This is a genomic window from Alteromonas sp. KC3 (assembly GCF_016756315.1).
In the GTDB taxonomy this organism is placed as follows: domain Bacteria; phylum Pseudomonadota; class Gammaproteobacteria; order Enterobacterales; family Alteromonadaceae; genus Alteromonas.
This window is the reverse complement of the sequence record NZ_AP024235.1, coordinates 1,239,676-1,264,018: the sequence shown is the minus strand read 5'-3', so window position 1 is coordinate 1,264,018 and position 24,343 is coordinate 1,239,676. Positions and strand designations below refer to the sequence as shown.

Below are 24,343 nucleotides of genomic sequence, written 5' to 3'. Positions count from 1 at the left end.
TACCTTAAAACATCCTTCAAACCATAATTTTTTAGGCGTTTTTACTCATCCAACATTGATATTGTAGCTAGGACCTGTTGATGTTTGTTACACAGTAAAGACCAACAGGCCTTAGACAAAAACGCAGGGGAGAAATAATGTCAGACTGGGTAACGAAAGCCATAAAAACCATAAATGCAGATTACCAACGCTCTGCGGACACGCATTTAATCAAGCTAGAACAACTTACGCTTCAGGGTGTAGATATCTATTTGAAAGATGAAAGCACCCACCCTACCGGCAGCTTAAAGCACCGTTTGGCTCGCTCGCTTTTTCTATATGCATTATGTAACGGAAAAATTAATCAAAATACCACGGTAATAGAGGCGTCATCTGGCAGTACCGCCGTATCAGAAGCGTACTTTGCCAAAATGATTGGTGTTCCGTTTGTCGCCGTTATGCCCCGTTCGACGGCGCAAAGTAAAATTGCGCTTATTGAAAAATATGGTGGTACATGCCATTTTGTTGAGTGTCCAACGCAAATGCACTGTGAAGCTCAGCGTATTGCACAGCAGCTAAACGGGTATTTCATGGACCAATTTTTGTTTGCAGAACGTGCGACAGACTGGCGAGGAAATAATAATATTGCCGAGTCAATATTTGAACAAATGAAAGCAGAACCTCACCCAATTCCTCACACAGTCGTGATGAGTGCAGGTACTGGTGGTACGTCTGCGACTATAGGTCGATATATTCGTTACAAGGGCTTACCCTCTAAGCTTATGGTTGTTGACCCAGAACACAGTGTCTTTTTTGATAGCTATCAGCAAAGAGATTCAACGCTTACCGCCAGCAGAGGCAGCCGAATTGAAGGCATAGGACGCCCAAAGGTAGAGGCTTCATTCCAGCACGACGTTATTGATTCTATGATGCGAGTGCCAGATGCAGCCAGTATCGCTACGATGCACTGGCTCAACAACACGATGGGGATTAAAGCTGGCCCTTCGACGGGGACTAATTTGTGGGGCGCATTACAGGTTGCCGCCTCGATGATAGAAAAAGGGGAATCTGGATCTATCGTTACGCTCATGTGTGACAGTGGAGAGCGCTATTCAAATACCTATTACAATGCTGATTGGGTTAGCAGCGAAATAGGTCCAACCGAAGAGTATGATGAGCACTTACAAAAAATAAAGGTGGCTTAGCGCCACCTTTATTCCACAATATTTGAAAGCAACTCCCGACTTACTCGGCCGTTTCTTTTTTACCAAATATCTTATTTCTCAACCAATACAACGGCAGCAATATTACAAACCAGAACTTTTTCAGAAACACCAGAGCCAGTGCTAAAAAGCCAGTTTTGGCAAGTACTTTACCCGCTATAAGTCCACCTATGCCATAAGCAGCAACCTTGTCGATGTCAGGATCGAACTCGCTGTATTTATGGCCATCGTTAAAGCTGACCATTGCGAGCACTTCGTCTCGGGCTGCGTTAACTTCTTCGAGTTGTCCCATATTGGCAATAAAATTCATTACCAAATAACCTTGTCTACCCAGAGCTCGAACATTGTAATTCAAGGTATGCGCTTCATTTCCGCCAAAAATAAGCTCTTTAGCCCAATACAACTTATGTGTATTCGCATCGTAGTAAGGCTGCTCAGCCCACCCAACTAACTCAATGCTGGGGTAGCCCTGCTCTAAGCGCCATTCAGACTCTTCAGCAGTATCACTTTTCATTTCTTTTAGAAGATCATCATAATCTATATCTTCTGCATCTTCGTCAGAAACATAACCATCTTCTGCATATTCTATGGTAACGCCCCATGATGCACTATCGAGTACGCGGTATTCCTGCGGAAATAACATTCCAAGCATAGGCTCCCCTTCCGGATTACCCCATGCTTCTTCTAGTACACGCTTTGTATCTTGTGGTGACAGATAATAGTAATCTTCGGGTACGTTAAGTGTTGCCTTACCGCCTGGCAGTGTAATTTTCCCAGTTTGATAAGTGAGCGACGCTTCAAACTCTTCTGCCCATTTCAGGTATTCTTGATGTTTAATTTCATCTTCGGATAGTGCGGCGACAGGCTCTACAACCTCATTCGGCGTTTCAGTTTCTAATGCTTGCCCATATAGTGCGGTTGATAAAAAGAGCATTGAGCCAAGCCCAGATGCAATAAAGGACTTTTTCATAGGACATCCCTGTTATTCTTATAAGTATTAGACAATTCAGGCACAGCAACACAAAAATCGCTATTACCTCTATTCGCTAATGTCTATTAGATAACCCACCTTGTCAATTTTTTGTTTAGCGTCTTTTAAGAGTATGGCTTGGAAAACTGTTGAGCTGATTGCTACACTGATGAGGTCAATGGAAATAAGGTATCAGGATGATGTTCAAGACAACGGGCATAGTACTCATCAGTGTGTTAGGTTCATTTTCGGCACTAGCAAATAACCTACCTACTAGGCCTGACACTCAGGTTGAAGTGATAGAAGTAACAACGTCAAAACCACTTACACTTCTGCGTGAACAATACGAAGCCGCAACATTTGCTGTATTTGACACGTTTAACACGTTAGTTGGCGACTCTGATTTACATTATGTCTGTGAGAAAAAGAAGCGTCGGAATTCACGTTTAACGTATACTGTCTGCCAAAATGCCTTTGAAATTAGAATTAGAAATACGCTTTTCAAACAAGAAATGGTGTCCAATCGCTCAAACTCGTTTATGGAAAGAGCATCATTTGCTCAAGCTTCAGCGGAAATGGGAACTGCTGAAATTGGAGAACTTGAAAAGTTAAAAGCAACGTTAGTCTATGAACTTGCGCAAAAAAACAGTGTATTCAAGGAGGCCTTAGTTAACTTAAACGCTGCCAAACGGAAGTACGAAGAAGCTCATGTCGCAACCTACGGCGAATTAAGTTCTTTTGCGTCAAAAAACGAACCGAGCGAGAAGTAAATTCACATAACGAGTAATTTCACCTCTCACCCCATTTCACGACCTTTTTCATGGCTACGATTATTACAGTTACAAACCAACCTGTTTAGCTAACCGCAACGCGATGTCGCCCACTTTAATTCTGGCATTATTCAAAGACGCTTGATGTCGTGCATCACCAAACTCTTGATATTCCGAGGCAACTTCATAGATATTTTCTACGCCTAAATAACGGCTTAACGTGCGAAGATGAGGAACCAAGTGACTGGCCTTTTCGTTAACTCCTCCTTTCTCAAACCCGAACTCTCCGCTTGACGTTACTATCACAAGGGTTTTACCAGAAAAGAGAGGAGCCAAAGGCTTATCGCCACGAGACAGATCGAAATCAAACGTTTTATTAATACGAATAATTTGATCAAACCATGCCTTTAGCTGAGCAGGCATACCGTAATTGTACATGGGTGAAGAGATGACGATGATATCGGCCCTTTCAACTTCGTCTATTAAAGTATTCGATTGAAGCAACAATTCGCGCTGCTGTGGCGTTTGCTGTAGCTCTGGTGTAAATACGGCACCAATCCATTCTTGGGTAATAAAACCCGGAGGGTTCACACCGACATCACGATAAATATACTCATCTATAGCATTATGTTCTCGAAGTGCTGAAACTAACTGCTTAGCTAGATTTTTGGAAATAGAATTATGATCGGGGTTGGCGTTCGAGATATTTCTGACGCTTGAATCAACATGTAATAAAACACTCATTTTAGAAGTCCTCAGCTGTTAAATATGTGTTTTATTTTTGCGCTTACGCCACTAGCTGACAAACGACTAATACGCATTTACAGGTGAATAAAAATCACCTATCTTTTAGCATTCAAGTAGCACAAGTAGAGAAAACCTATGCAAGTGTCCTTACCTGCCCTTAAAGCCTTCGAAGCAGCTGCTAGGCTCGGCAGCTTTAAGCGTGCTGCTGAAGAGTTATCGCTAACCCCCACAGCAGTATCTCACCACATAACTAATCTTGAACAACGATTAGGCACAACGTTATTTGTCAGGCGTGCTAGACAGATAGCATTAACCGACAACGGCAAAGTGCTGTCATCAGCGGCTACTCAAGGGTTTGCTACTATTGCTATTGCACTTGAAACGGTTGTTGCCAGCGAAAAAGACATTAATATTGCTACTACCTCTTCATTTGCGGCACTTGTTCTTATTCCTGCACTACAGCAGTTCTACACTGAACACCCTGAAATCAAGGTAAACATAACCAGTGGCGAAAATATTGAAGCCAGTAAATTTACGTTGCCAATAAGGCTAGGTGATATTGATAAACAGATACCTTCGGACATGCTTAAGCGTGAACGATTTAATCTATTTTGCGGCCCTAACGCAGAGCTAGACTTCAGCCACAGACGCCAATTATCTATCTATACAACAGAATGGAAAAACAGCGCACTGCCTAAAGTCCCTTTACAAGAGTGGATCCTCGCCAATAACCTTGACCATCAACAATTAAGCGTAAAGTACTTCGACCAAGAACTTTTCGGGATTCAACAAGCACTCCTAGAAAATGCCTACGTTTTTTGTTCACAAACGCTCGCCCAGAACTATCTCGCATCAGGCGTACTTAGCGAGGCGCACACCACTGCTGTAAACTCGTCGCTTTGCTACTATATCGCAAACAAAGAAGCGCTCACTTCACGGCACAATGTAAAGTTTATTGAATGGTTAGAGAGCGTGCTTGAAGTGCGCTAATTCACTCTATGCTCAAAAATTTGTTAGCCTCATAATATAAGTGTTTCTCCATCTTTTGGTATTTTGTATCTGCTCTTTATTCCTGACAACGCCAAAAGCTTTTTCAAGCCTTCCCTTGAAATACGACAGTGGTCAAGTGCCTCCATGTGATTACAGATGATGGTTCCATTGGATAATGTAAACAATTCAATTATCTCTTGTTCGTCCAGCAGTAAAGGAGCACCAATATCAAACTGCGCTTTTCCAGTGGGAGCTACTATGTAATCAGGCTGATAGCTTCTAATGAAATCTCTTATCGTGTCGGTGAGTACGGTATCCCCCATTAGGTAAAGAGAGGGGTGAGAAGGGAGTTCTATAAAATATCCCGTTCCATGCTCCATAAATGGTGACAACCATCCACGCGTATGTGTTGCAGGTATAAGCGTAATTTTCCCCTCAAAAAATGGGTTACTGTGGTTAGGTAATGCTTGCGTCAGTATTTTTTTCTTAGCGAGATAATTCTCGTCTCGACGAGTACAAAAAGTAGGAATTTGATTTTCAGCCAGCCATTTGACTCCGGCTCTATCTAGATGGTCAAAGTGGCCCTTTTGACAGTGTGTAACGAGTGCAGCACTAACGGTGTTTCGTAACTGTTTAAAGCTTTCGGGTATGTCTACCAATGGGTTTTTCTTGTTGCTTTTAAAGTAACGCAGTTTAGGGAGCGTTGCCTTTTTCGCTAACATTGGATCTACAATAATGGTTTGTTTATCAAATGATATAAGTATTGTCGCGTTTCGTAATTGTGTAATTTTCATGTTCCCTCCATCTTTTTTTACATGCTAAAGTATGGAGTAAGTCCACAGTCAACCTATAGTTATGAATATTTCAACACTCGAAAAACGCACCGGACTATCAAGAGATACCATAAGATTTTATGAAAAAGAGGGCATTATCACTGCACCTAAACGCAGCGACAATGGATATAGAATCTACACGGAGCTGCATGTTAAACAGCTTTCATTTGTGAGCAATGGCAAAGCAATTGGTTTCTCGTTATCAGAAATTCAAGCGGGATATAGAACCCTTATTGAGCTAGGTAAACTTTGCCCAAACCTTGAAAGCGCACTGTTTGCAAAAAAAGACTTCTTCCTAAATCGCATAGAATCAGATAGGAAAAAAGTGGCCATTATCGAAGAGATGCTAAAACGAAAATCTGATAATCGAGAAGAGTAGGAAATTCTAACTACAGTTCTAAGGGCTTTCAGACATACTTTCCTCGAATACAACAACCTGATTTCGGCCTGAACGTTTAGCTGTGTATAAGGCGTGATCTGCTTGGCTTACTAAACCATCATCTGACAAACCTTGTGTCATAGTCGACACGCCAACACTACAGGTGACTTCTATTTCAAAGGGCAAAGACAGTTTTTCAACACCTGTTCGTATGCGCTCAGCGAGATCGATAGCGATGTTCTGTGGCGTTTCTGGCAATATAACTAGAAACTCTTCACCGCCATAACGGCCAATGGCGTCAACTGAGCGGATATTATTTGAAATACATTCTGCCATTAGCGATAGCACCTCATCACCTGCTTGGTGGCCATGGGTATCGTTTACATCCTTAAAGTGGTCTACGTCTATCATCAGAATTGAAAAAGGACGGCCGTACCGTTCGAAAAGCCCACAGTTGTGATTAAGCGTTTCCATAATACAAAAGCGACTGGCAACACCGGTCACTGCGTCAGTGTTAGCTTGCTGTTCCAATTCTAATGTTCTCTCTTTTACCTTTTCTTCAAGAGAGTGGTTAGCTTCTTCTAGCTGTGCTTTAAGTTCTTCTAACGCTTTATTACGCTCTTTCAACATAGTAATGCTTGGTATGTTGATAAAAACGGGCATCAGTTTCCACAAATAGTAGGCCGTTACTATTGATACCAAACCCGTAGCGAACTTAATTGCTCCTTCTATAAAATAGTAGCCATTCCAGATATTGACGATACCAGCTAAATGCGACAAGCCACAAAATGCGATAAAGCAAGCGAATAAGGCTGCTAAACCATCAAATTTGATGTCTTTTCGTTTATATAGGAAATAGAAAATACCAAGGGGGATTACTGAATATGCGACAACTGTCATCAAATCGCCACCGAGATGCAGAAACAACAAATCCCACCGCCAAAGTAAGCAATGACCATGTGGCATTAGACTACCGTCAAATAGTCTGTCGAACATCAAAGCCTCCGTTCTATCGAATCAGGTACTACGAAAGTTTAAAGTCTAAAGTTTTTTATTTTAGATTAGTCACATAACGGTATTTCAGCCAATTAAAAAGCATGTATTTTGTTTGGCTGAATGCGATCGATAGAAAAAAAGTGGAGAACCTTTTTTGGAATCATTTTACTTAACAGTTTGCGATGCGAAAAAGTCAGCAATAATGTCTCGTGTTTTGACTGGGTCGATAACGGCATCTATTTCTAATACTGACGCGACTTCACTCGCCTGCCCTTTTGCGTAGGCCTGTTTCAATAAGGTGTCAAAACGTGCATGTCGTTCTTCATCGTCAGATATTTGCTCTAGTTCAGCCTTAAATCCAAGCTTTACTGCGCCTTCAAGGCCCATTGCTCCGAATTCACCGCTTGGCCAAGACACCGTATAATCAGGCTTTGACGTGCTGCCTCCTAACATGGCTTGCGCCCCAAGCCCGTAGCACTTCCTTAAGACAACGGCGATAAAAGGCACATTTAGACTAGCCCCAACTGAGAACATACGATTCAGGCGTCGCACTGCCCCCAGCTTTTCGTGCTCAGGCCCTACCATAAATCCAGGCGTGTCACATAGACTTGCGACGGGCAGCGAAAAACGCTGGCAAAGCGCAAGAAAGTCAGCGCATTTCTCGGCGGCATCAACATCTATTGCCCCGCCTAACACTTTGCAGTTACTCGCAATCATGCCCACCGCTTTACCTTTAAAGCGACAAAAACCAGTAATAATTGCGCCACCGTATTGTGCTTTTAGTTCAATAAAACTGTTGGTGTCCACCAAGGTATTAATGATCTGTCGAACGTCATAAGCAAAACGACGATCATTTGGTAACAACGAAAAAATGTTCTCTTGCGATGATGCTTGCCAGTGCTCAACATCACCCTGAAAGAAGGATAAACAAAACTTAGCAATATCAATGGCATGGTTTTCGTCATTAACGACAATATCGACAACACCGTTTTGGGCTTGGGTTTCAATAGGGCCAATTTGTTCTGGTGAAAACACACCGAGTCCACCGCCTTCAATCATGGCGGGACCAGCCATACCAATACTCGACGATGAAGTGGCAATAGTGATATCTGCAGAGCCAAAAAGCGCCGCGTTGCCTGCAAAGCAATAGCCGTTATTTACCGCTATTCTAGGCACAACACCCGATAGCGATGCCCAATTTGAGAACGACTGGCACTGAAGCCCCGAATTAACGGTAGTAATATCAGTATCGCCAGGCCTTCCTCCCCCACCTTCGGTAAACATGATGACAGGTAGGTTTCGTTGTTTGGCAACGTCTATCATTCTGTCTAATTTTAAGTGGTGAAAATACCCCTGCGTACCCGCAAGCACGCTATAATCGTTTATCACCAATGCCGTTGCGGTTTGTCCAGTGGGAAAAGCCCCTGCATTTACATGACCGATGCCCGTAATAACGCCGTCGGCGGCGGTATCAGACTTCAGCTTTTCATAGTCTTTGCGCTGCCTTTGTGCAGCAACGGCGAATTGCCCGTATTCTTGAAATGTTTGCGTGTCACAAAGCAAAGCCAGGTTTTCTCTAGCGCTGTTAAAACCTTTACGTTTTCGCTTTTCGATATGATGTTGACGGCCGTCGTCAGATGTTTGGTGGATACGCGCGTTAAGCGCTAAAAGCATGTTTTGCTTTACGTTATCATTTTCTTCCATGGCTTTGGTAGCTCCGCATATAACGCGCAAGGTAGATTTCTACCCTACGCGTTTTTTGCGTAATTACCAGTATTAGCTAAGTTTGGCCGCCATTTCAGCGGTTTCTTTACCTAGGTTTTTCAGCTGTTTAATGGTTTTTTCGTCAGATATTTCGCCATCATCATTCATTAACGTGTTCACTTTGGCGATAGCTTTTTGATTAGGAATAACCATGGTGCCTAAGTTTTCCAACAGCATTCTTAGCACGACTAAAACGCGCATGCCGCCTAATCCACCAGCAGATGCAGCCATAATACCAGCCACTTTGCCGCGATAAGCTTGTAGCGGCTTTTCACCTTCACTCATACGCGATGCCCAGTCGATAGCATTTTTGAGAAGAGCGGGATAGCTTGAATTGTATTCAGGAGAAGCGATAAGGAAGCCATCATGGCTCATTAGCAGCTCTTTGAAGGCCTGCGCTTTTTCAGGTGTGCCAAATTCAGCTTCTTCATCTTCGTTGAATAGTGGCATTTGGTAATCGGCTAAATCGATGACAGTGACTTCAGCGCCAGCTTCGCGCGCACCTTCTGCAGCGACTTTCATGATAGCTTGGTTAAATGAACCTTTTCGGGTACTGCCTGCAAATGCAAGGATCTTGGTCATGTGAGATTCCTATCGTTGTTTTTAATGTTTTTCTTTATAGGTAACAATAGCACTAACGGTTCTGTGGAATAGCATATATTTACGCTACAGATACAATTAATAGCTAAGCATAAAAAAAGGCTGACAATAAATGTCAGCCTTTTCGATATCACCGTACGTGTTGTACCGCGAACGCTACATTTTTTCTAGTGTTTCAATACCAAGTAGCGTTAATCCTTGCTCGAGTGTTTTGGCAACCAACGCTGACAGTGCCAGACGGCTATCGCGAACCTGAGGCTCAATCCCGTCTTTTAACATAGGGCATGCTTCGTAGAAGGTCATAAACGCAGAGGCCACATCATAAAGATATGTACACAACACATGCGGTGTTGCTTCACGAGAGACCATACCAATCACTTCTTCAAATTGAAGTAGTAATACTGCAAGGGCATGCTCTTGCTTTTCAGCGACAGTGATGTCCACTGGCATGCTTGCCATATTCACACCCGCTTTTCTAAACAAGCTCTTCACACGCGTGTACGCATATTGAAGGTAAGGTGCGGTATTACCTTCGAAGCTTAGCATCGAGTCCCAGTTGAACATGTAGTCTGTGGTGCGGTTTTTAGATAGGTCTGCGTATTTAACCGCGCCAATACCCACTTTACGCGCCACTTCTTTAAGCTCTGCCTCCGTTAGGTCATTGTCGCGCTCGGCAATTAATTTACCCGCACGTTCAACGGCTTCATCCAGCAATTCCACCAACTTAACCGTACCGCCAGTACGGGTTTTAAATGGTTTACCGTCACTGCCTAACATCATACCGAATGGGCAATGCTCGTAAGTCTGTTCTTCTTTCATAAAGCCGGCTTTACGACCCACAATTTCAGTTTGTTTGAAATGCAGTGCCTGACGGGCATCAGTAAGAATAAGGGTGCGATCGGCGTTAAGTTTGCCACTGCGATAGCGCATTGCAGCAAGGTCAGTGGTTGCGTACAAATAGCCGCCACCTGATTTTTGTACAATGTACACCGCAGGGTTGCCTTCTTTGTCGGCAAGTTCTGGGATAAACACCACCTGCGCACCTTGGTCTTCTACCGCAATACCTTGTGCTTTTAGGTCGCTAATAACGTTTGCGAGATCGTCGTTGTATGCTGACTCACCCATAATGTCTTTGCGCGTTAGGCTAACATTTAGTTTGTCGTACACTTCTTCTGAATGTGCAATTGATACATCGATGAATTTTTCCCATAACGCTAAGCACTGGGCATCGCCACCTTGAAGCTTAACCACGTATTCACGCGCACGATCGGCAAAACCTTCTTCTTCGTCAAAGCGCACTTTGGCTTCACGATAAAAGTCTTCAAGGTCAGACAGGGCTGTCTCAGCCACCTCGTCTTGAAGTTTGTCAGAAAGGTGCGCGAGTAGCATACCAAACTGCGTACCCCAGTCGCCCATGTGGTTCTGACGAATAACGTTATGCCCTAAGAATTCAAGTACTTTCACCACTGCATCGCCAATGATCGTGGTACGTAGGTGACCCACGTGCATCTCTTTGGCCAAGTTTGGCGATGAGTAATCCACTACAATGTTTTGTTCTTGTGATTTTGTAATGCCAAGACGCGAATCGTTTAACGACGATTCACATTGGTTTGCAAGCCAAGCATCGCTAAGGTGTACGTTGATAAAACCTGGGCCGGCGACTTCAAGTTTGCTGGCAATGTCGTCAAGCTTTACCGTTTCAACGATCTTTTCGGCAATATCACGAGGCTTCTGTTTAAGCTGCTTAGCCAACGCCATGGCACCGTTGAATTGGTATTCGCCAAACTCTGGTCGAGCGCTGCGCGACACTGGTACGGGTGCATTGTCTACGCCCATTTCTTGTAGTGCATCAGTGAAACGGTTAACTAATAGTGCATGTATGTTCATAATATATTTTGTCTTTTTTGCTCTTTGCTCGCTTTGCTCTTAGCAAGCTTTGACTTCTACAAGTTTAATTTTCGCGCGTGTTTGTAAACTGGATATCTGGATAACGCTCTTGCGCTAGCTGCAAATTCACCATAGTGGGCGCAATGTACGTCAGGTTGTCACCACCATCTAGCGCAAGGTTTTGCTCACCTTTGCGTCTAAATTCATCCAGCTTTTTCTCATCGCCACTGTATACCCAACGCGCGGTAGCGACGTTTACATGTTCGTAAAGCGCATCAACGTTGTATTCTGCCTTAAGGCGCGCAACCACGACATCAAACTGCAGCACACCAACCGCACCAACAATCAAATCGTTATTCGCCAACGGACGGAAAACCTGTACCGCACCTTCTTCAGAAAGCTGGATAAGGCCTTTTAATAATTGCTTTTGCTTAAGCGGATCTTTTAAGCGGATACGTTTAAACAGCTCAGGTGCAAAGTTAGGAATCCCCGTAAAGCGATAGTTATCGCCCGAAGTAAAGGTGTCACCTATACGAATAGTACCGTGATTGTGCAAACCGATAATATCGCCGGCATACGCTTCTTCCAACAAGGCGCGATCGCCTGCCAAAAAGGTTAATGCATCAGAAATACGCACGTCTTTACCTAAACGACTATTGCGCATTTTCATGCCTTTTTCGTACTTACCCGATACAATTCGACAGAATGCAATACGGTCACGGTGTTTAGGGTCCATGTTGGCTTGAATTTTAAATACAAAACCACTGAACTTGCCGTCAGTACTTTCAATCGTGCCTTCTTCAGTGTCACGGCCTAATGGTGCAGGAGCCCACTCCACTAAACCGTCTAGCATATGGTCTACACCAAAGTTACCCAATGCCGTTCCAAAGAATACTGGTGTTAACTGACCTTCCAAGAATAATTCTTGCTCGAATTCATTCGACGCACCGCGCACAAGCTCAAGTTCATCGCGAAGCGTTTCAGCCAGATCGCTTCCAACTGCAGTATCAAGCTCTGGGTTATCCAACCCTTTAATGATACGTACATCTTGAATGGTGTGACCTTGGCCGCTTTGGTACAAAATAGTTTCGTCACGATGTAAGTGGTAAACGCCTTTAAAGCTTTTTCCACAGCCGATAGGCCAGGTAATTGGCGCACACAAAATATCAAGCTCAGTTTCTACTTCGTCAAGTAGCTCCATAGGGTCACGGATATCTCGGTCAAGCTTGTTCATAAAGGTTACGATAGGCGTATCGCGAAGACGCGTTACTTCCATCAACTTGCGCGTTCTATCCTCAACCCCTTTCGCGGCATCGATAACCATTAGGCATGAGTCAACTGCCGTAAGTGTACGATAGGTATCTTCAGAGAAGTCTTCGTGCCCCGGAGTATCCAGTAGATTGACGAGGTGATCGCTGTATGGAAACTGCATCACAGAGGTGGTAACAGAGATACCACGTTCTTTCTCCATTTCCATCCAGTCTGACTTGGCATGTTGACCAGACTTTTTGCCCTTCACGGTGCCGGCAGTTTGTAACGCGCGTCCGAACAACAATACCTTTTCAGTAATGGTGGTTTTACCCGCATCGGGGTGCGATATAATCGCGAACGTACGTCGCTTTTTAATCTCTTCTAACAGCTTTTTATCTGACATCAATACTTATCTTCGTTATCTATTATCTCTGCAAACAACGTATTTGCAGGCGCGTTTTGTAACGGATAAGCATGGCTTTTCCGCGCAAATCTACTGTTGCGATAAAACGCTTGATACGGCATGGAATTTATTGGCGCGGATTTTAGCATTTTACAACGCGTAACAGTAGAGCGAATTGGCAAGAAACTTTGTCATCTTTATCGAGCAAAATACGTTATTTAATCCACTCAACCATTTCAACAAATACGCTTTCACGTTTTCAGTTGACAAGCGCCTCTAGCTTGGCACTTGTGTTGTGATATAGTGAGCCAATGAAGTTGTGGTTAAAAATCACTGTAGTGACTAAAGGTTCAAACAAGGACGTTGCATGACAAGAAGTTGGTTTTTGCTTATTACGCTATTGCTCTTTTGCAAAAGCGCGGCAGCCGCAGTCAATTTCAATCCAGTTAATACTTCCCTTCCATTAAATGACCATATGGAGTTTGCACTAAGCGACTCTCCCTCTTCAGACGATCTTCATTGGGTAAAAGATGCCTCATCGCTTGATAGACAAGCACATCAATACCTGCATTTTCGCGTCAACATCAAAAACACCACAAAAGACGCCATTCCCGTATGGTTCAGTATTGGTTTTCCAGCAATGAAAACATTGGTAGTACAAAGTGGTGAGAAGGTATGGAAGACAGGTGACGCTTACCCTTTTACATCCAGAGAAATTCACGTTTCAAACTATCACTTTCCAATCTTACTCAACGAGATGGAAACCGCTAAGATACAAGGGTATATGGCAGGAGAAATCCTACGCTATTCTTTTGTTGTAGGCACGCCTGAATATTTTACCAATATGTATGTGAATACTATTCAGCGGGATATGGCATTTTTTGGTGCTATGGCATTACTTACCGTGTTGTGCCTGTTAGGGTTTGTCGCTAGCCGAAATCTTGTTTTTTTGAGCTTTGCGACCTTTATTTTTGCAACGACGTTTTGGTTTTTTCGCGTGTTTGGATACGCCTTTGAATTGTTATGGCCGCAATATCCAAGTTTGAATGATATTAGTTACGCGATAAGTATTTATGCCGTTTTGCTTTCTTCATTTTGGGTGGTATTTGCCAGCTTAGCGAGAGAAGGACACCACGTTTTCGGTTCAACATGGGTAAAGCAATTCTGCTTCTCGCTCCCCATAATTGGCATTATCGTATGGCAAACCGTCGGACTCGACTTGGCACTAAGACTTCCCGTTTTACTTTTCTTTTTGTTTATCGTTGTCGCTGTAATCGTTATTACTGTCGAGCATCGTCGGGGCTCTGACCGCGCAAAATGGCTGGCTTGCGCTATGTTTCCGGTAACACTCAGCACCTTTTTCCTTATCATTGTGGCTTTATTTGATGTGGACATACAGTTAGACCCTGTAGCCACCTTTATGTCTGGGGTTGTGCTAACGTGTTTGTTCATTGTCGCCCTTACCACGCGCTATATGGTTAACGTTGTACAAAGAGAAAGAGACGCGCAAAAAGTGGCAGCTCAAACCAAAGCGCAACAAGCGGCAAAACTAGAACAGTTAGTCAAACAGCGAACACTCGAGTTAGAAAAAACAAATGACGTATTGGCTAAACTTGCCTCTTACGATGCGCTGACCGGCCTACCTAACCGAAGAAGTATCGACTTTTTCGTCGATGAAAGCTTTGCTTCAGACAACGAAAACGCCACTGAGTTATTCATTGCCCTGCTCGACCTAGATCATTTTAAAAATATTAACGATACCTATGGTCACGAGACGGGCGACATTGTGCTGAAGGCCGTTGCTAAAACATTGGCCCCTTTGAACAATGACAATCAAATTGCTGGCCGATATGGCGGCGAAGAATTTGCCATAGTGCAACGTATTGATAAGCCTACGGCTGAGCCTAAACACCCGTCACAAGGAAAAGCACCGGTTTCGCAAACTGCTGAAAACGCTACCCAAGAGCATGAGCACTTCTTATCGCAGCTTCAAAAAGTCCACAAAACAATTAACTCCCTTGTGATAAATGACGTTGAAGGTAAGCATGTAGGCGTAAGTATTGGCTGGGCACACTGCAGTAATGCAGAAAATATTGTAGATACCTTTAGGCGTGCAGACAGCGCCCTTTATCGTGCAAAAGACAAAGGGCGCAATCTGATTATTGGAGCGTAAAAAACGGTTAGTCTGACCCCATAGGTCTGGCGAAGCGCTAAACCGTAACCACCGCTTTGCGTTTTTCCTGCTTTGAAAACTGAAGCGCTTCATTAAGCTTTTCAAATTCAAAGATGGTAGGGATCTCAACAATTATCGACTGTTCAGCAACGCTGTTAAGCAAGGCTTCGCCATCTCGCATAAGACGTTGCCATTGTAAAGCATCGCCATAGTCGTGCAGCGCGCCGAGCGCAATCTCATGGTACGAGATAGTGCGTGTGAAAGGCGCATCAACCGGGTCTTCTATTCTGCCCAAAATGCTTACCACATGGCCGTTGGCCTCAAGTAATGGCACAAGCGTTTTAGCATATTCAGGGCCGTTTGCATCGAACAGTGCATAAAATGTTTGGTCTTTAGGCGCATTGCGAAACACACTTTTCACGCCCATTGCTTCAGCTTGCGCTTTAGCGAAGCTTGCCGAAATAACATGCACATTAAAGCCGGCGGTCGACAATAGTTGAACAAGTAGCTTGTTAACTGCTCCCATCCCCGTGACCAACACATCAGCGCCCTCTCTTAAAGGGACTTTGCTAAAAGCTTGCCACGCGGTAAGCATAGGGCACGGCATTGCTGCTGCAAGTGCAAAATCAACACTCTCAGGAATTTCCACAACGCGGTTAGCGTATAAAGACGTATGGTCGGCAAAGCTTCCGTCTTCACCAAGACTATGATGATAGGCTACGCGCTTTCCTAATAATCCTTCATCAACACCTTCACCTACAGCAACAACGATACCCGCACCGTCTACGCCAGGCACATGACCCTGTTGCCAATTGCGAGGGTTATCGTCTATAAATTTCCAATCCACAGGATTAACGCCAATTGCATAATTGCGCACAATAATGCGCCCAGCTCCCGGCGATGGTAATGTTTTTGTAGATTTGACAAGTGGCATTCCTGCTTTGTCAAACTGCCAAATGTTAGCTTGCATAACTTTCCTCGCAGAATATTGCAATTCGTTTGCACTAAATGTCGATAGCAAAACCCCGCTTTCCCTTAGTCCCATTGCGGTGAGAAATCAGGAGCAGCTTGGCGATCGCCACAGTCCAATGCATCAATCTTCGCAATGTCTTCAGTATCTAAGGTCAGTGATAAGGCATTGAAGTTGATTTCCAAGTTTTTAAGCTTTGTAGAAGATGGGATAGTAACTAAACCATGCGCGAGCTCCCATGCCACAACCACTTCGGCAGCGGTTACACCATGCTTGTCAGCAATTGCATTAATGGTGTCATCTTTTAGCACTTTTCCTACTGCAAATGGCATATACCCAGTTACAGTAATACCCAGCTTCTCACACGCCTGACGTACTTTCTCGTTGGTTAAATATGGGTGAACCTCTACTTGGTTTGTAGCAATTTCACCATCGCCCAAAATACGCACAGCCTGTTCAGTTTGGGCTACCGTAAAATTAGATATGCCAATAGCTTTTGTTAACCCTAGCTCTTTGGCACGTCGTAATTCGCCAAGATATTCTTCCATCGATTCTCCGTTTTCCGGTGATGGCCAATGAATGAGGAGCAAGTCGACGTAAGAAAGTTGAAGCTTAGCCAAGCTTTCTTTCACACTGTCTATGAAACCTGCCTTGTTAAGCTTGTCGTTCCATACTTTTGTCGTAACATAAATATCTTCACGAGGCACGCTACTGTCCTTTATGGCACGCCCTACGGCCTCTTCATTACCGTAAATTTGCGCCGTATCGATATGCCTGAAGCCTACATCTAGCGCCATTGTCACCGAGTTGTACGCTTCATCATCTTTGAGACGAAAGGTGCCTACACCTAGCGAGGGAATAGCTGATGATTGAGTTACTGTTGGCATGAAGCCTCCTTTTGAAAATTATTTGTCGTGAAAATGGGGAAATACGTGTTGCGCAATGCGCTGCATGGCAGCGTCTACAGAATGTGTATTACGCCTAAAATGTAAGCCTATGTGGTTAACGCCCGCGTCCTTCATCGCGTGTAGTTCTTTGATAAGCCCATTTACGCCGGTTTCAACCCCAAATCTATGGCGTTTTATCGGCGCTTCGTCGTCTTCTAACAAGTTTAAGTGAATAAAACTGACATAGGGCTTATTACCTGCAACACTGCGCCACAGAGCAACGCGTTTAACGTGATCATTTGGGGTACCCGGATATGCCAACCAGCCATCCATATTTTCACCAACCCACTGCGGATTTTGCTGGGCAAGACCTGCTACATATAATGGAGGCTGCGCGACTTCTGGTAGAAGCACCATGCCGTTACTCAACCGGTCATTACCACTTTTTACAATGTCGAGCGCTTGCCTAAACTGCTCACCTCTAGTATCGAAATCGACACCGAATAACGGATATTCTGAAGGCCTATCGCCACTTGCCACACCAAGTATTAGGCGGTCATTACTTAGATGTTGTACCGTCGCAGCAGCTTTTTTTACCAACCATGGTTGGCGAAGCGGTAGCACAACCGCCGCGGTTCCCAACAAAATATTTTTTGTTATGCCGGCCAAATACCCAAGATAGCTAAAGGTTTCGAATACTTGTGCAGCATCACCGAAATTTGGGTCATAAATGGGTACATCACGCACCCATGCGGCTTTAAAACCCAGCTTATCAGCTAGCTGAATACGCTCGTGATGCTTACTTATATCCGGTACGCCAAATGGCGTACCTTTTGTCGCATCAAAATGCGCCCAATCATTGTCTAATGGCAACTCAACGCCAATGGAAAATACGTGCTGTGACAGTTTGTCAAAGGTTGTACTCATCATAGCTCCTTAGGCGTTTGTAGCGTTTTTAACGTTCGCTAGCGCGCGCTTATCTAAGTGGCCGCTATAGCGTGTTACGACCAGTGCAGCAACGGATATAAGCGCACCTATCCACGCGGTGTCAGACAGTGTCATGCCATCTACAATGGCGCCGCCTAATATAGACCCCACAGCAATACCAATATTAAACGCCGCAATGTTTAGACCTGAGGCAACGTCCACTGCATTAGGTGTAAACTTCTCAGCCAGCTGCACTACGTAAACTTGAAGGCCTGGCACATTACCAAATGCAAAAGCGCCCCATACCAATACTGTGATCACAGCGGCTATTTTGCTTCCCATGGTGAAAGTTAACGCGAATAAGATAACGGCAAGTGCAGAGAAAATGATGGTTAGTGCGCGAATTGGGCCTTTTTTGTCAGCCAATTTGCCACCATAAATGTTACCGACTGCAACAGACACGCCGTACACGAGCATGATTAAACTTATTGCCGACGGAGCAAAGCCAGCTTCTTCTTGCAAAATAGGCGCTAAATACGTAAACGCGGTAAATGTGCCGCCGTAGCCTAAAATCGTCATGAGATAGACCAGCACAAGACGAGGCTGAATCAGCACTTTCATTTGCTCACTTAAGCTTGCAGGCTTACTTTGTTTTAAATTGTTTGGCACCAATAGCGCACTGCCAATAAGTGCAATTGTGCCCAACGCTGAAACCACTAAAAATGTGGCTCTCCAGCCAAAGCTTTGACCAATCCAGGTGCCAAGCGGCACACCCGTAACTAGTGCAACTGTTAAACCTGTAAACATGATAGCAATAGCACTGGCTTCTTTTTCTTTTGCAACCAGACCGGTGGCAATGGTTGAGCCGATAGAAAAGAATACGCCGTGGGCGAGCCCTGTTAGTATCCTAGCCACAATAAGGCTTTCATAGCTTGGTGCTTGCCACGCCAACATGTTGCCTGCCACGAACAGCGCCATCAGGCTGAGTAAAACGTGTTTTCTGTTCCACTTTCCAGTAAGTGCAGTAAGCACTGGTGCACCAACGGCGACACCGACAGCGTACAAGCTTACAAGTAAACCCGCACTGGGTAATGTAACGCCAAGGTCTGTCGCTATAGTGGGTACTAACCCCACTATGACAAACTCAGTGGTACCAATAGCAAACGCACTTAACGTTAATGCAAATAATGCAATAGGCATTGTTTATCCTCACAAAAGTTAAAGTGAACGTACGCTGTAGTGAAAATAGAAGCATACGTTCCTAGGGTGTTTAACAAGTGCATACAATGTGAGGTTATTTTTATTTGCAAAAAACAGCACTAATGACAAAATACTTTTGTGATTTTTGAAAATATTAGAGAACGCTATGCCTGTAAAAGCAAAAACCGAAGACTTAGAAGCCTTTCTTACCGTTGTCGATACCGGGAGCTTTTCGAGCGCAGCAAACTTGTTGAATCAACAGGTTGCCAAAGTGAGCCGCGCAGTTACACGTTTAGAAAGTACTTTAGAAGCAACACTGTTAAATCGAACCACACGCAGGTTAGAACTGACAGAAGAAGGAGAAATGTTTTTACGCTATGCGCGAGACGGCCTCAACAAGTTGGAAAAAGGCGAAGAAGCGCTACGACTGCTTAAGCGTGCACCGTCAGGAAAACTACGTGTCGATGCCGCAAGCCCTTTTGTGCTTCACCAGCTAGCCCCACTGGTAAAGGCATTTAGCGAAACCTACCCCGATATCGCACTCGATATTACCAGCCACGACAGTATTATTGATTTATTGGAACACAAAACGGATATCGCTATACGTATAGGCGATTTGAGTGACTCAAACTTGCATGCTCGCAAACTGGGTAAAAGCAAGTTGCATATTGTGGCTAGCCCTGACTACTTAAAAGCGCGCCCGGCGGTTGGGGATGTCAGTAATTTAGCTCAACATAAGCTAATTGGTTTTAGCGACTCACCAAAGCTTAATCGCTGGCCGTTAAAACAAGATGTGGAGTTGCGCTATCACTTACATGCATCCAGTGGAGAAACTATTCGCCATTTGTGCCTTGCGGGACAGGGCATTGCCTTGTTGTCTCATTTTATGGTGTATCGCGATATTGAGAACGGATCACTAGTACCTATTTTTGAAAATGACCTAGTGTCGCCGAATCGACGGGAATCAGTACAGGCGGTGTACTACAGAAACAGCGCGGTATCTTCTCGTATATCGGCATTTCTCGACTTCATTCAGCCGAGACTTATACTTTAAGAACGTTTAGCCTCGGCCTTTACCTAAAATCCTCTTCAGGGTGGTGTGCGGCAAGCCATTAACAATGAGTGCCGCTATCATCAAAACAGCACCTGCGACAACCATAGGTAGTAGCGTCTCGCCCAAAATAACCACAGAGCTCACATAGCCTACAATAGGCGTTAACGTGCTAATAAGCACAATTTTGTCTGGCGCTAGTTTAGGGCCAGCAGCGACCATTAATCCGAAACCTAGACCAGTTGCGACTGGGCCAATGTATGTTAGTAGTAACCAATCTTGCCAACCATAGTTAAGAAAGTCAGGCGTAGGTTCGAAAATAAGTGCCAAACCAAGCATCGCCATGCCAGCGATAGAAAACTGCCAAAAAACCGCTTCAATTACGCTGCCCTGCCACTTGTGAAAAGACACTCTGCGAATAGCCACAGCCCATAACGCAGACGCCAACAACATGCCAAAAAGCGGCAGCCACGCGCCTGGCTCACCCGACGCAAACAAGATCATTGCGCATCCAATGGTTGATATACCAGTGAGGATAAGTCGCTTTGAGGGCGGCTTTTGTCGATACCACAATGTATCAATTAACAACATCCAAAGCGGTGTTGTATAGATAAGGATACTCGCGGTCCCAGCAGGAATAAATTGCAACGACACGGTAATCAGGCCCATAGACAAGATAAACTGGAAAAACGCGACGACGAACACCACGGAGCGGTCTTTTCTATTTAGGCGAGGTAGACGTTTCTTGGTTATAAGTACAAATAACGCAAGCACAGGTAAGCTCAACAAAAAGCGTAAACACACCATCCAAACCGGGCCTACAATTTCCAAGCCCACTTTCATACCGGGCCAATTGAGTCCTAGGCACAATACCGCAACTAAAAGCATTTTAATGCCTTTCGATTGCTCTTTTTCTATCAATGATGTTGTAGACATTTATTCGTCGCCCTGAGACACGCCTCTGCGTTGGAGAAAAACGTAAGCCTTGTTGACACACTGCAAGCATGGCAAGACTTTAAGAGGGCGCAAATATAAGTGAAATGAGGCAGGATTGAAACCGCAAGAGACGTAATTTGTTGCGATTTATTGACCAATTGGTCAAGTTTGATTAAGCAAAATGGAAAGAAAAGATTACACTACTGACGACAACACCAAATCTTACTGAATTTACACTAACACAACTACGCCATAGCAAGATTTGGCCATTTCATGATCGCAGCATTTTCTTTCCCATTTTCAGTAGGATAGTAGTTTTTACGCAATTCTATGTGTTCAAAACCGTGTGTTTCATATAAATGAATTGCAGCAAGGTTACTCTCTCTTACCTCTAACCACACCTCACGCATACTGCGCGCTTTCACCTTATCAAGCACGCGCTGAAGCAATGCCTTTCCCACGCCCCTTCCTCGGCAATGCTGTACGACGGCAATATCCATTAATGTGGCTTCATCAAGTACCTCAAGCACAATGGCATACCCAACAAGCTCGTTTTCATCAAGGGCAAATAAACCATAATAAGGTGGGGTAAAACAGTCAGCGAATGTGCTGAGTTTCCACGGCGAAAACTGAGCTTGTACGTGAATGGCATGACCACGTTCAATCAATGCAGCTGGTGTGTCTGCAGTAACAAGTTGAATATTCAAGGCTGCTAACTCTGTGTTTTTGCGACGGTAGTTAGCGCTAGCCACAGGGCGCGCTTTTGTGAAGGGGTTAACGACAGTGGTTCAGCAGGCAAAATAATTGCTTGCTCATCGACCGCTAGGGTTTTGCTTATCATCACTTTGCTTGCTAACTCAGACGGTAAACCCAGTTGCACGCAGGCTAACCGTAGATCATCGAGCCACTTAGCGCATTTCTTGGTCTGCTCAGCACTTAACGGCAGCCCTTCAGGCGAATCAGGTAACGAGAAAGGCGCAGCTTGCGGTGTGCTCGTAGCAGGCTGATTTGCTTGTTGAATAGCGTGAGCTGGTTTTGTAATGCTTTTATCATCTGCTTTGCTCGATTCAGATCCCATTTGCGCGCGTAACTGAGCCAGCCTTGACTGTTTTTGCTCTTGTGTTATCGGTTTGCTTTGTGCAGGCATTGCAGAGTGATGAGCATTGGTAGAGCTATCAGTTGCACGGGCCCCTGTTTCTTCAAGCTTTGCTTCATATACAGCTTTCGGCACCCAAACTGGAATGCCCATCTCTTGTAAAATAGCTTGTTGATAAGGAGACAGTGACATAGATTTCACGCTAGTAAGTTAAGACCTGTAAGTTTACGTGATGTTTTGCTGACATTAAATAGCTTTAGCCCGAATGATAAGTCTACCGTTTTTTAACTGTCGACGCTGCAGACATCCGACGATGTAATGCCAGAACTGTTGTTTGATTAAAGTGACAGTGAAGATACTAAATATGCTTTTGGTAGATGTTTGCCTAGAAACGACAATAGGGAAAAGTGGCAGGGGTGGAGGGACTCGAACCCCCAACCATCGGTTTTGGAGACCGCTGTTCTACCAATTCGAACTACACCCCTAGCGCGCTGTGCATTATACGGATGACATCTAAAAGGTAAAGCCTTTTTGTCGCCCTAACGCATCACATGCTCAATTAACATGCAATGCGATGTTTTTTCAGACTAATTCACGCCAATTGGAAAATAAATGGTGTAAACATGCCATTAGATTTCGGCTAGCAGCTCATTCGGTGTTGATTCAGAAAGCGCCTCGAACCAAAGTGCATTGGTTGTGCTAACAATGTCTTTGTGAAGACTAAATTTTTCCTTTGCTTCACCGTGTGAAATAGAAAGGATATCCGCATAGCAACTGACAAGCTTATTACTCGTTGCATCGTCGAGCTCGTTAATCAAACAACAGCTAGCCAAATCAAAATAACGGTTACCCATCGCTGAATATTCCCAATCGATAACCACCGGCGTATTGCCTTCTCGACACAATACGTGACTGTATAACAAATCGTTGTGACACAACACCAGGTCTTCATCGACCTGCTCACTACGCAAAACTGCGCTTCTAAGTGCCGTTGCTCGGTCATACAACGCATCGCCCTCAGACAAACTTGCAACGTGCAAGTAGTGCTGCCATCTGGCGGCAAGGTTTAACGGACGTGCGGTAACAGGTAGCTGATGAATACGCGCCAACACATTTGCCAGAGTTTCAGGGTTGCGCTGAGCCAATCGCGTATTTGGATGCCAATACTCTACCCAAATACGCTCATCGTCGCTCAACCAAATGGGCTTTGGCGCAATATCTACTTGGCACAGCTGTTGTTGTAACACAAACTGATGCGTGCGGTTAACGCCACTAAAATTGTCATCACCTAACCACTTTACTGCGTAGTCAATGTGTTGCGTTTTGTCTTGCAGACGATAAACATGATTTACCGCACCAGATGGATGACGCGAGAGAACCACGTCGCTGCTTAAGTTAAATGCGTTGTGAAGCTGCGCCAGAATAGTCGATGTGTCCACGTTGCTCCTTATACTCTACTCGCCATTGGACATAGCCGAAAACGGAAAACCCAACATAGCCCAAAAACAAGCAAGCAGAAAGTGCATAACCTACCTGTAAATACAAATAAGCAGACGCAATGTTAATAAAGAACCAGTATACCCAATTTTGCAGTATTTTGTGTGCCACCATAAACGTGGTAATCACACTCAGTAAATTAATACTTGCATCTAAAAGAAGATGTTCACTGTTAAACTGAGACGTGGCGACTTCAGACATTACCCAAGCAGCACAGAGCATAGTAGGGACGATGATAGCGTGCACCCACCACGGCCAAAAGCGAATGGGTTTTGCCTCGCCATTTTGACCACCTTTTGACCATTGATAATAACCATACCCCGCCATCACCATATAGAAAAAGTTTAACGCGGCCTGAAACGGTAAAGTAACTTGCCAAAATAACCACGTGTAAATCGCTGTGCTAATAAATGCACACAGCCAGCACCAACTACTTTGCTTGGCTGCCAAAAACACATAGGCCATGGCCAATACCACCGCGCACCATTCCAAAGGTGACGTGGTGGTAATTTGCTCAACAAATATTGAAAGAAAGTCACCCATTATGATGACTTTCTTGCCTGCATGGCGTCGAAGTTAAGGAATTTGGCAACAAATATAGCCTGACCAACTTCTTCATGCGTTCGCTGCATTTCAGTACCTAGTATACCCATTACATCAGCATACTCTCCGGTAACTTGTGTACTCGTTGAACTCGTTGACACAGATAGCTCAGCGTAACTGTTCAATCTATCGATGAACGATTGAATTGGCGGAATGTATTCATTTACCAAAGGGTATAACGACAACTCGACCATAACTTGCATACCAAAAC

Annotated in this window: 24 protein-coding genes and 1 tRNA gene; 6 read left to right on the top strand and 19 right to left on the bottom strand. The window is 44.4% G+C overall.

The window, feature by feature from the left end; all coding sequences use genetic code 11:
* The first annotated feature begins 137 nt into the window (after window positions 1-137).
* On the top strand, window positions 138-1,184 hold the full coding sequence (locus JN178_RS05625) for a PLP-dependent cysteine synthase family protein (RefSeq protein ID WP_202264353.1): 1,047 nt from the start codon (window positions 138-140) through the stop codon (window positions 1,182-1,184).
* A gap of 40 nt (window positions 1,185-1,224) precedes the next feature.
* Here JN178_RS05625 and JN178_RS05620 read toward each other — a convergent pair whose 3' ends face one another.
* Entirely contained in the window at window positions 1,225-2,172 is a 948-nt protein-coding gene (locus JN178_RS05620; RefSeq protein ID WP_202264351.1) for a DUF2167 domain-containing protein, read from the bottom strand.
* A 197-nt stretch (window positions 2,173-2,369) separates the two neighbouring features.
* Here JN178_RS05620 and JN178_RS05615 point away from each other — a divergent pair, with 197 nt between their 5' ends.
* Window positions 2,370-2,942, top strand: a complete 573-nt coding sequence (locus JN178_RS05615) for a hypothetical protein (protein ID WP_202264349.1) — start codon at window positions 2,370-2,372, stop codon at window positions 2,940-2,942.
* A gap of 69 nt (window positions 2,943-3,011) precedes the next feature.
* On the opposite strand, the gene JN178_RS05610 is transcribed toward JN178_RS05615, so the two are convergent.
* Window positions 3,012-3,686: an FMN-dependent NADH-azoreductase gene (locus JN178_RS05610; protein ID WP_202264347.1), complete on the bottom strand. Its 675-nt coding sequence runs from the start codon at window positions 3,684-3,686 to the stop codon at window positions 3,012-3,014.
* A 138-nt stretch (window positions 3,687-3,824) separates the two neighbouring features.
* Between JN178_RS05610 and JN178_RS05605 the strand changes: the two genes are divergently transcribed.
* On the top strand, window positions 3,825-4,679 hold the full coding sequence (locus JN178_RS05605; protein WP_202264345.1) for a LysR family transcriptional regulator: 855 nt from the start codon (window positions 3,825-3,827) through the stop codon (window positions 4,677-4,679).
* A 29-nt stretch (window positions 4,680-4,708) separates the two neighbouring features.
* On the opposite strand, the gene JN178_RS05600 is transcribed toward JN178_RS05605, so the two are convergent.
* Entirely contained in the window at window positions 4,709-5,473 is a 765-nt protein-coding gene (locus JN178_RS05600; protein ID WP_202264343.1) for an MBL fold metallo-hydrolase, read from the bottom strand.
* Window positions 5,474-5,534: 61 nt separating this feature from the next.
* Here JN178_RS05600 and JN178_RS05595 point away from each other — a divergent pair, with 61 nt between their 5' ends.
* Window positions 5,535-5,891 (top strand): MerR family transcriptional regulator, encoded by a 357-nt coding sequence (locus tag JN178_RS05595; RefSeq protein ID WP_202264341.1) that lies wholly within the window; start codon window positions 5,535-5,537, stop codon window positions 5,889-5,891.
* An 18-nt stretch (window positions 5,892-5,909) separates the two neighbouring features.
* Here JN178_RS05595 and JN178_RS05590 read toward each other — a convergent pair whose 3' ends face one another.
* From JN178_RS05590 to prfC, 5 genes are all read right to left on the bottom strand, one after another.
* On the bottom strand, window positions 5,910-6,887 hold the full coding sequence (locus JN178_RS05590; protein WP_202264339.1) for a GGDEF domain-containing protein: 978 nt from the start codon (window positions 6,885-6,887) through the stop codon (window positions 5,910-5,912).
* 165 nt (window positions 6,888-7,052) lie between these two features.
* The gene (locus JN178_RS05585; protein WP_202264337.1) at window positions 7,053-8,591 is read right to left on the bottom strand and encodes an acyl-CoA carboxylase subunit beta; all 1,539 of its coding nucleotides are present in this window, start codon (window positions 8,589-8,591) and stop codon (window positions 7,053-7,055) included.
* 72 nt (window positions 8,592-8,663) lie between these two features.
* Complete coding sequence (locus tag JN178_RS05580; protein ID WP_159623334.1) at window positions 8,664-9,233, bottom strand: NADPH-dependent FMN reductase; 570 nt, start codon at window positions 9,231-9,233, stop codon at window positions 8,664-8,666.
* Between the two features lie 174 nt (window positions 9,234-9,407).
* Window positions 9,408-11,138 (bottom strand): arginine--tRNA ligase, encoded by a 1,731-nt coding sequence (argS, locus tag JN178_RS05575; protein WP_202264335.1) that lies wholly within the window; start codon window positions 11,136-11,138, stop codon window positions 9,408-9,410.
* Between the two features lie 64 nt (window positions 11,139-11,202).
* Complete coding sequence (gene prfC, locus JN178_RS05570; protein WP_202264333.1) at window positions 11,203-12,792, bottom strand: peptide chain release factor 3; 1,590 nt, start codon at window positions 12,790-12,792, stop codon at window positions 11,203-11,205.
* 367 nt (window positions 12,793-13,159) lie between these two features.
* Between prfC and JN178_RS05565 the strand changes: the two genes are divergently transcribed.
* A complete protein-coding gene (locus JN178_RS05565) occupies window positions 13,160-14,965 on the top strand; it encodes a diguanylate cyclase (RefSeq protein WP_202264331.1) in 1,806 nt (601 codons plus the stop codon).
* A 37-nt stretch (window positions 14,966-15,002) separates the two neighbouring features.
* On the opposite strand, the gene JN178_RS05560 is transcribed toward JN178_RS05565, so the two are convergent.
* The 4 genes from JN178_RS05560 to JN178_RS05545 form a co-directional block, all read right to left on the bottom strand.
* The gene (locus JN178_RS05560) at window positions 15,003-15,935 is read right to left on the bottom strand and encodes an alcohol dehydrogenase catalytic domain-containing protein (RefSeq protein WP_202264329.1); all 933 of its coding nucleotides are present in this window, start codon (window positions 15,933-15,935) and stop codon (window positions 15,003-15,005) included.
* 65 nt (window positions 15,936-16,000) lie between these two features.
* The gene (dkgB, locus tag JN178_RS05555) at window positions 16,001-16,822 is read right to left on the bottom strand and encodes a 2,5-didehydrogluconate reductase DkgB (RefSeq protein WP_202264327.1); all 822 of its coding nucleotides are present in this window, start codon (window positions 16,820-16,822) and stop codon (window positions 16,001-16,003) included.
* Window positions 16,823-16,840: 18 nt separating this feature from the next.
* The gene (locus tag JN178_RS05550) at window positions 16,841-17,749 is read right to left on the bottom strand and encodes a TIGR03571 family LLM class oxidoreductase (protein ID WP_232369700.1); all 909 of its coding nucleotides are present in this window, start codon (window positions 17,747-17,749) and stop codon (window positions 16,841-16,843) included.
* Window positions 17,750-17,758: 9 nt separating this feature from the next.
* The gene (locus JN178_RS05545; protein ID WP_202264323.1) at window positions 17,759-18,949 is read right to left on the bottom strand and encodes an MFS transporter; all 1,191 of its coding nucleotides are present in this window, start codon (window positions 18,947-18,949) and stop codon (window positions 17,759-17,761) included.
* Between the two features lie 166 nt (window positions 18,950-19,115).
* On the opposite strand from JN178_RS05545, the gene JN178_RS05540 reads away from it, so the two are divergent.
* Window positions 19,116-20,003: a LysR family transcriptional regulator gene (locus JN178_RS05540; protein ID WP_202264321.1), complete on the top strand. Its 888-nt coding sequence runs from the start codon at window positions 19,116-19,118 to the stop codon at window positions 20,001-20,003.
* A 6-nt stretch (window positions 20,004-20,009) separates the two neighbouring features.
* On the opposite strand, the gene JN178_RS05535 is transcribed toward JN178_RS05540, so the two are convergent.
* The 7 genes from JN178_RS05535 to JN178_RS05505 form a co-directional block, all read right to left on the bottom strand.
* Complete coding sequence (locus tag JN178_RS05535; RefSeq protein ID WP_202264319.1) at window positions 20,010-20,936, bottom strand: DMT family transporter; 927 nt, start codon at window positions 20,934-20,936, stop codon at window positions 20,010-20,012.
* Between the two features lie 245 nt (window positions 20,937-21,181).
* Window positions 21,182-21,643, bottom strand: a complete 462-nt coding sequence (rimI, locus tag JN178_RS05530; protein ID WP_202264317.1) for a ribosomal protein S18-alanine N-acetyltransferase — start codon at window positions 21,641-21,643, stop codon at window positions 21,182-21,184.
* A gap of 5 nt (window positions 21,644-21,648) precedes the next feature.
* On the bottom strand, window positions 21,649-22,224 hold the full coding sequence (locus JN178_RS05525) for an alanine acetyltransferase (protein ID WP_202264315.1): 576 nt from the start codon (window positions 22,222-22,224) through the stop codon (window positions 21,649-21,651).
* Window positions 22,225-22,440: 216 nt separating this feature from the next.
* A tRNA-Trp gene (locus tag JN178_RS05520) sits at window positions 22,441-22,517 on the bottom strand.
* A gap of 144 nt (window positions 22,518-22,661) precedes the next feature.
* A complete protein-coding gene (locus tag JN178_RS05515; RefSeq protein WP_232369699.1) occupies window positions 22,662-23,471 on the bottom strand; it encodes a choline/ethanolamine kinase family protein in 810 nt (269 codons plus the stop codon).
* Window positions 23,428-24,072 (bottom strand): nicotinamide riboside transporter PnuC, encoded by a 645-nt coding sequence (gene pnuC / locus JN178_RS05510; protein ID WP_202264312.1) that lies wholly within the window; start codon window positions 24,070-24,072, stop codon window positions 23,428-23,430. The genes JN178_RS05515 and pnuC overlap by 44 nt, the downstream gene beginning before the upstream one ends.
* Complete coding sequence (locus tag JN178_RS05505; protein ID WP_202264310.1) at window positions 24,072-24,335, bottom strand: YkoF family thiamine/hydroxymethylpyrimidine-binding protein; 264 nt, start codon at window positions 24,333-24,335, stop codon at window positions 24,072-24,074. The genes pnuC and JN178_RS05505 overlap by 1 nt, the downstream gene beginning before the upstream one ends.
* Window positions 24,336-24,343: the final 8 nt, after the last annotated feature.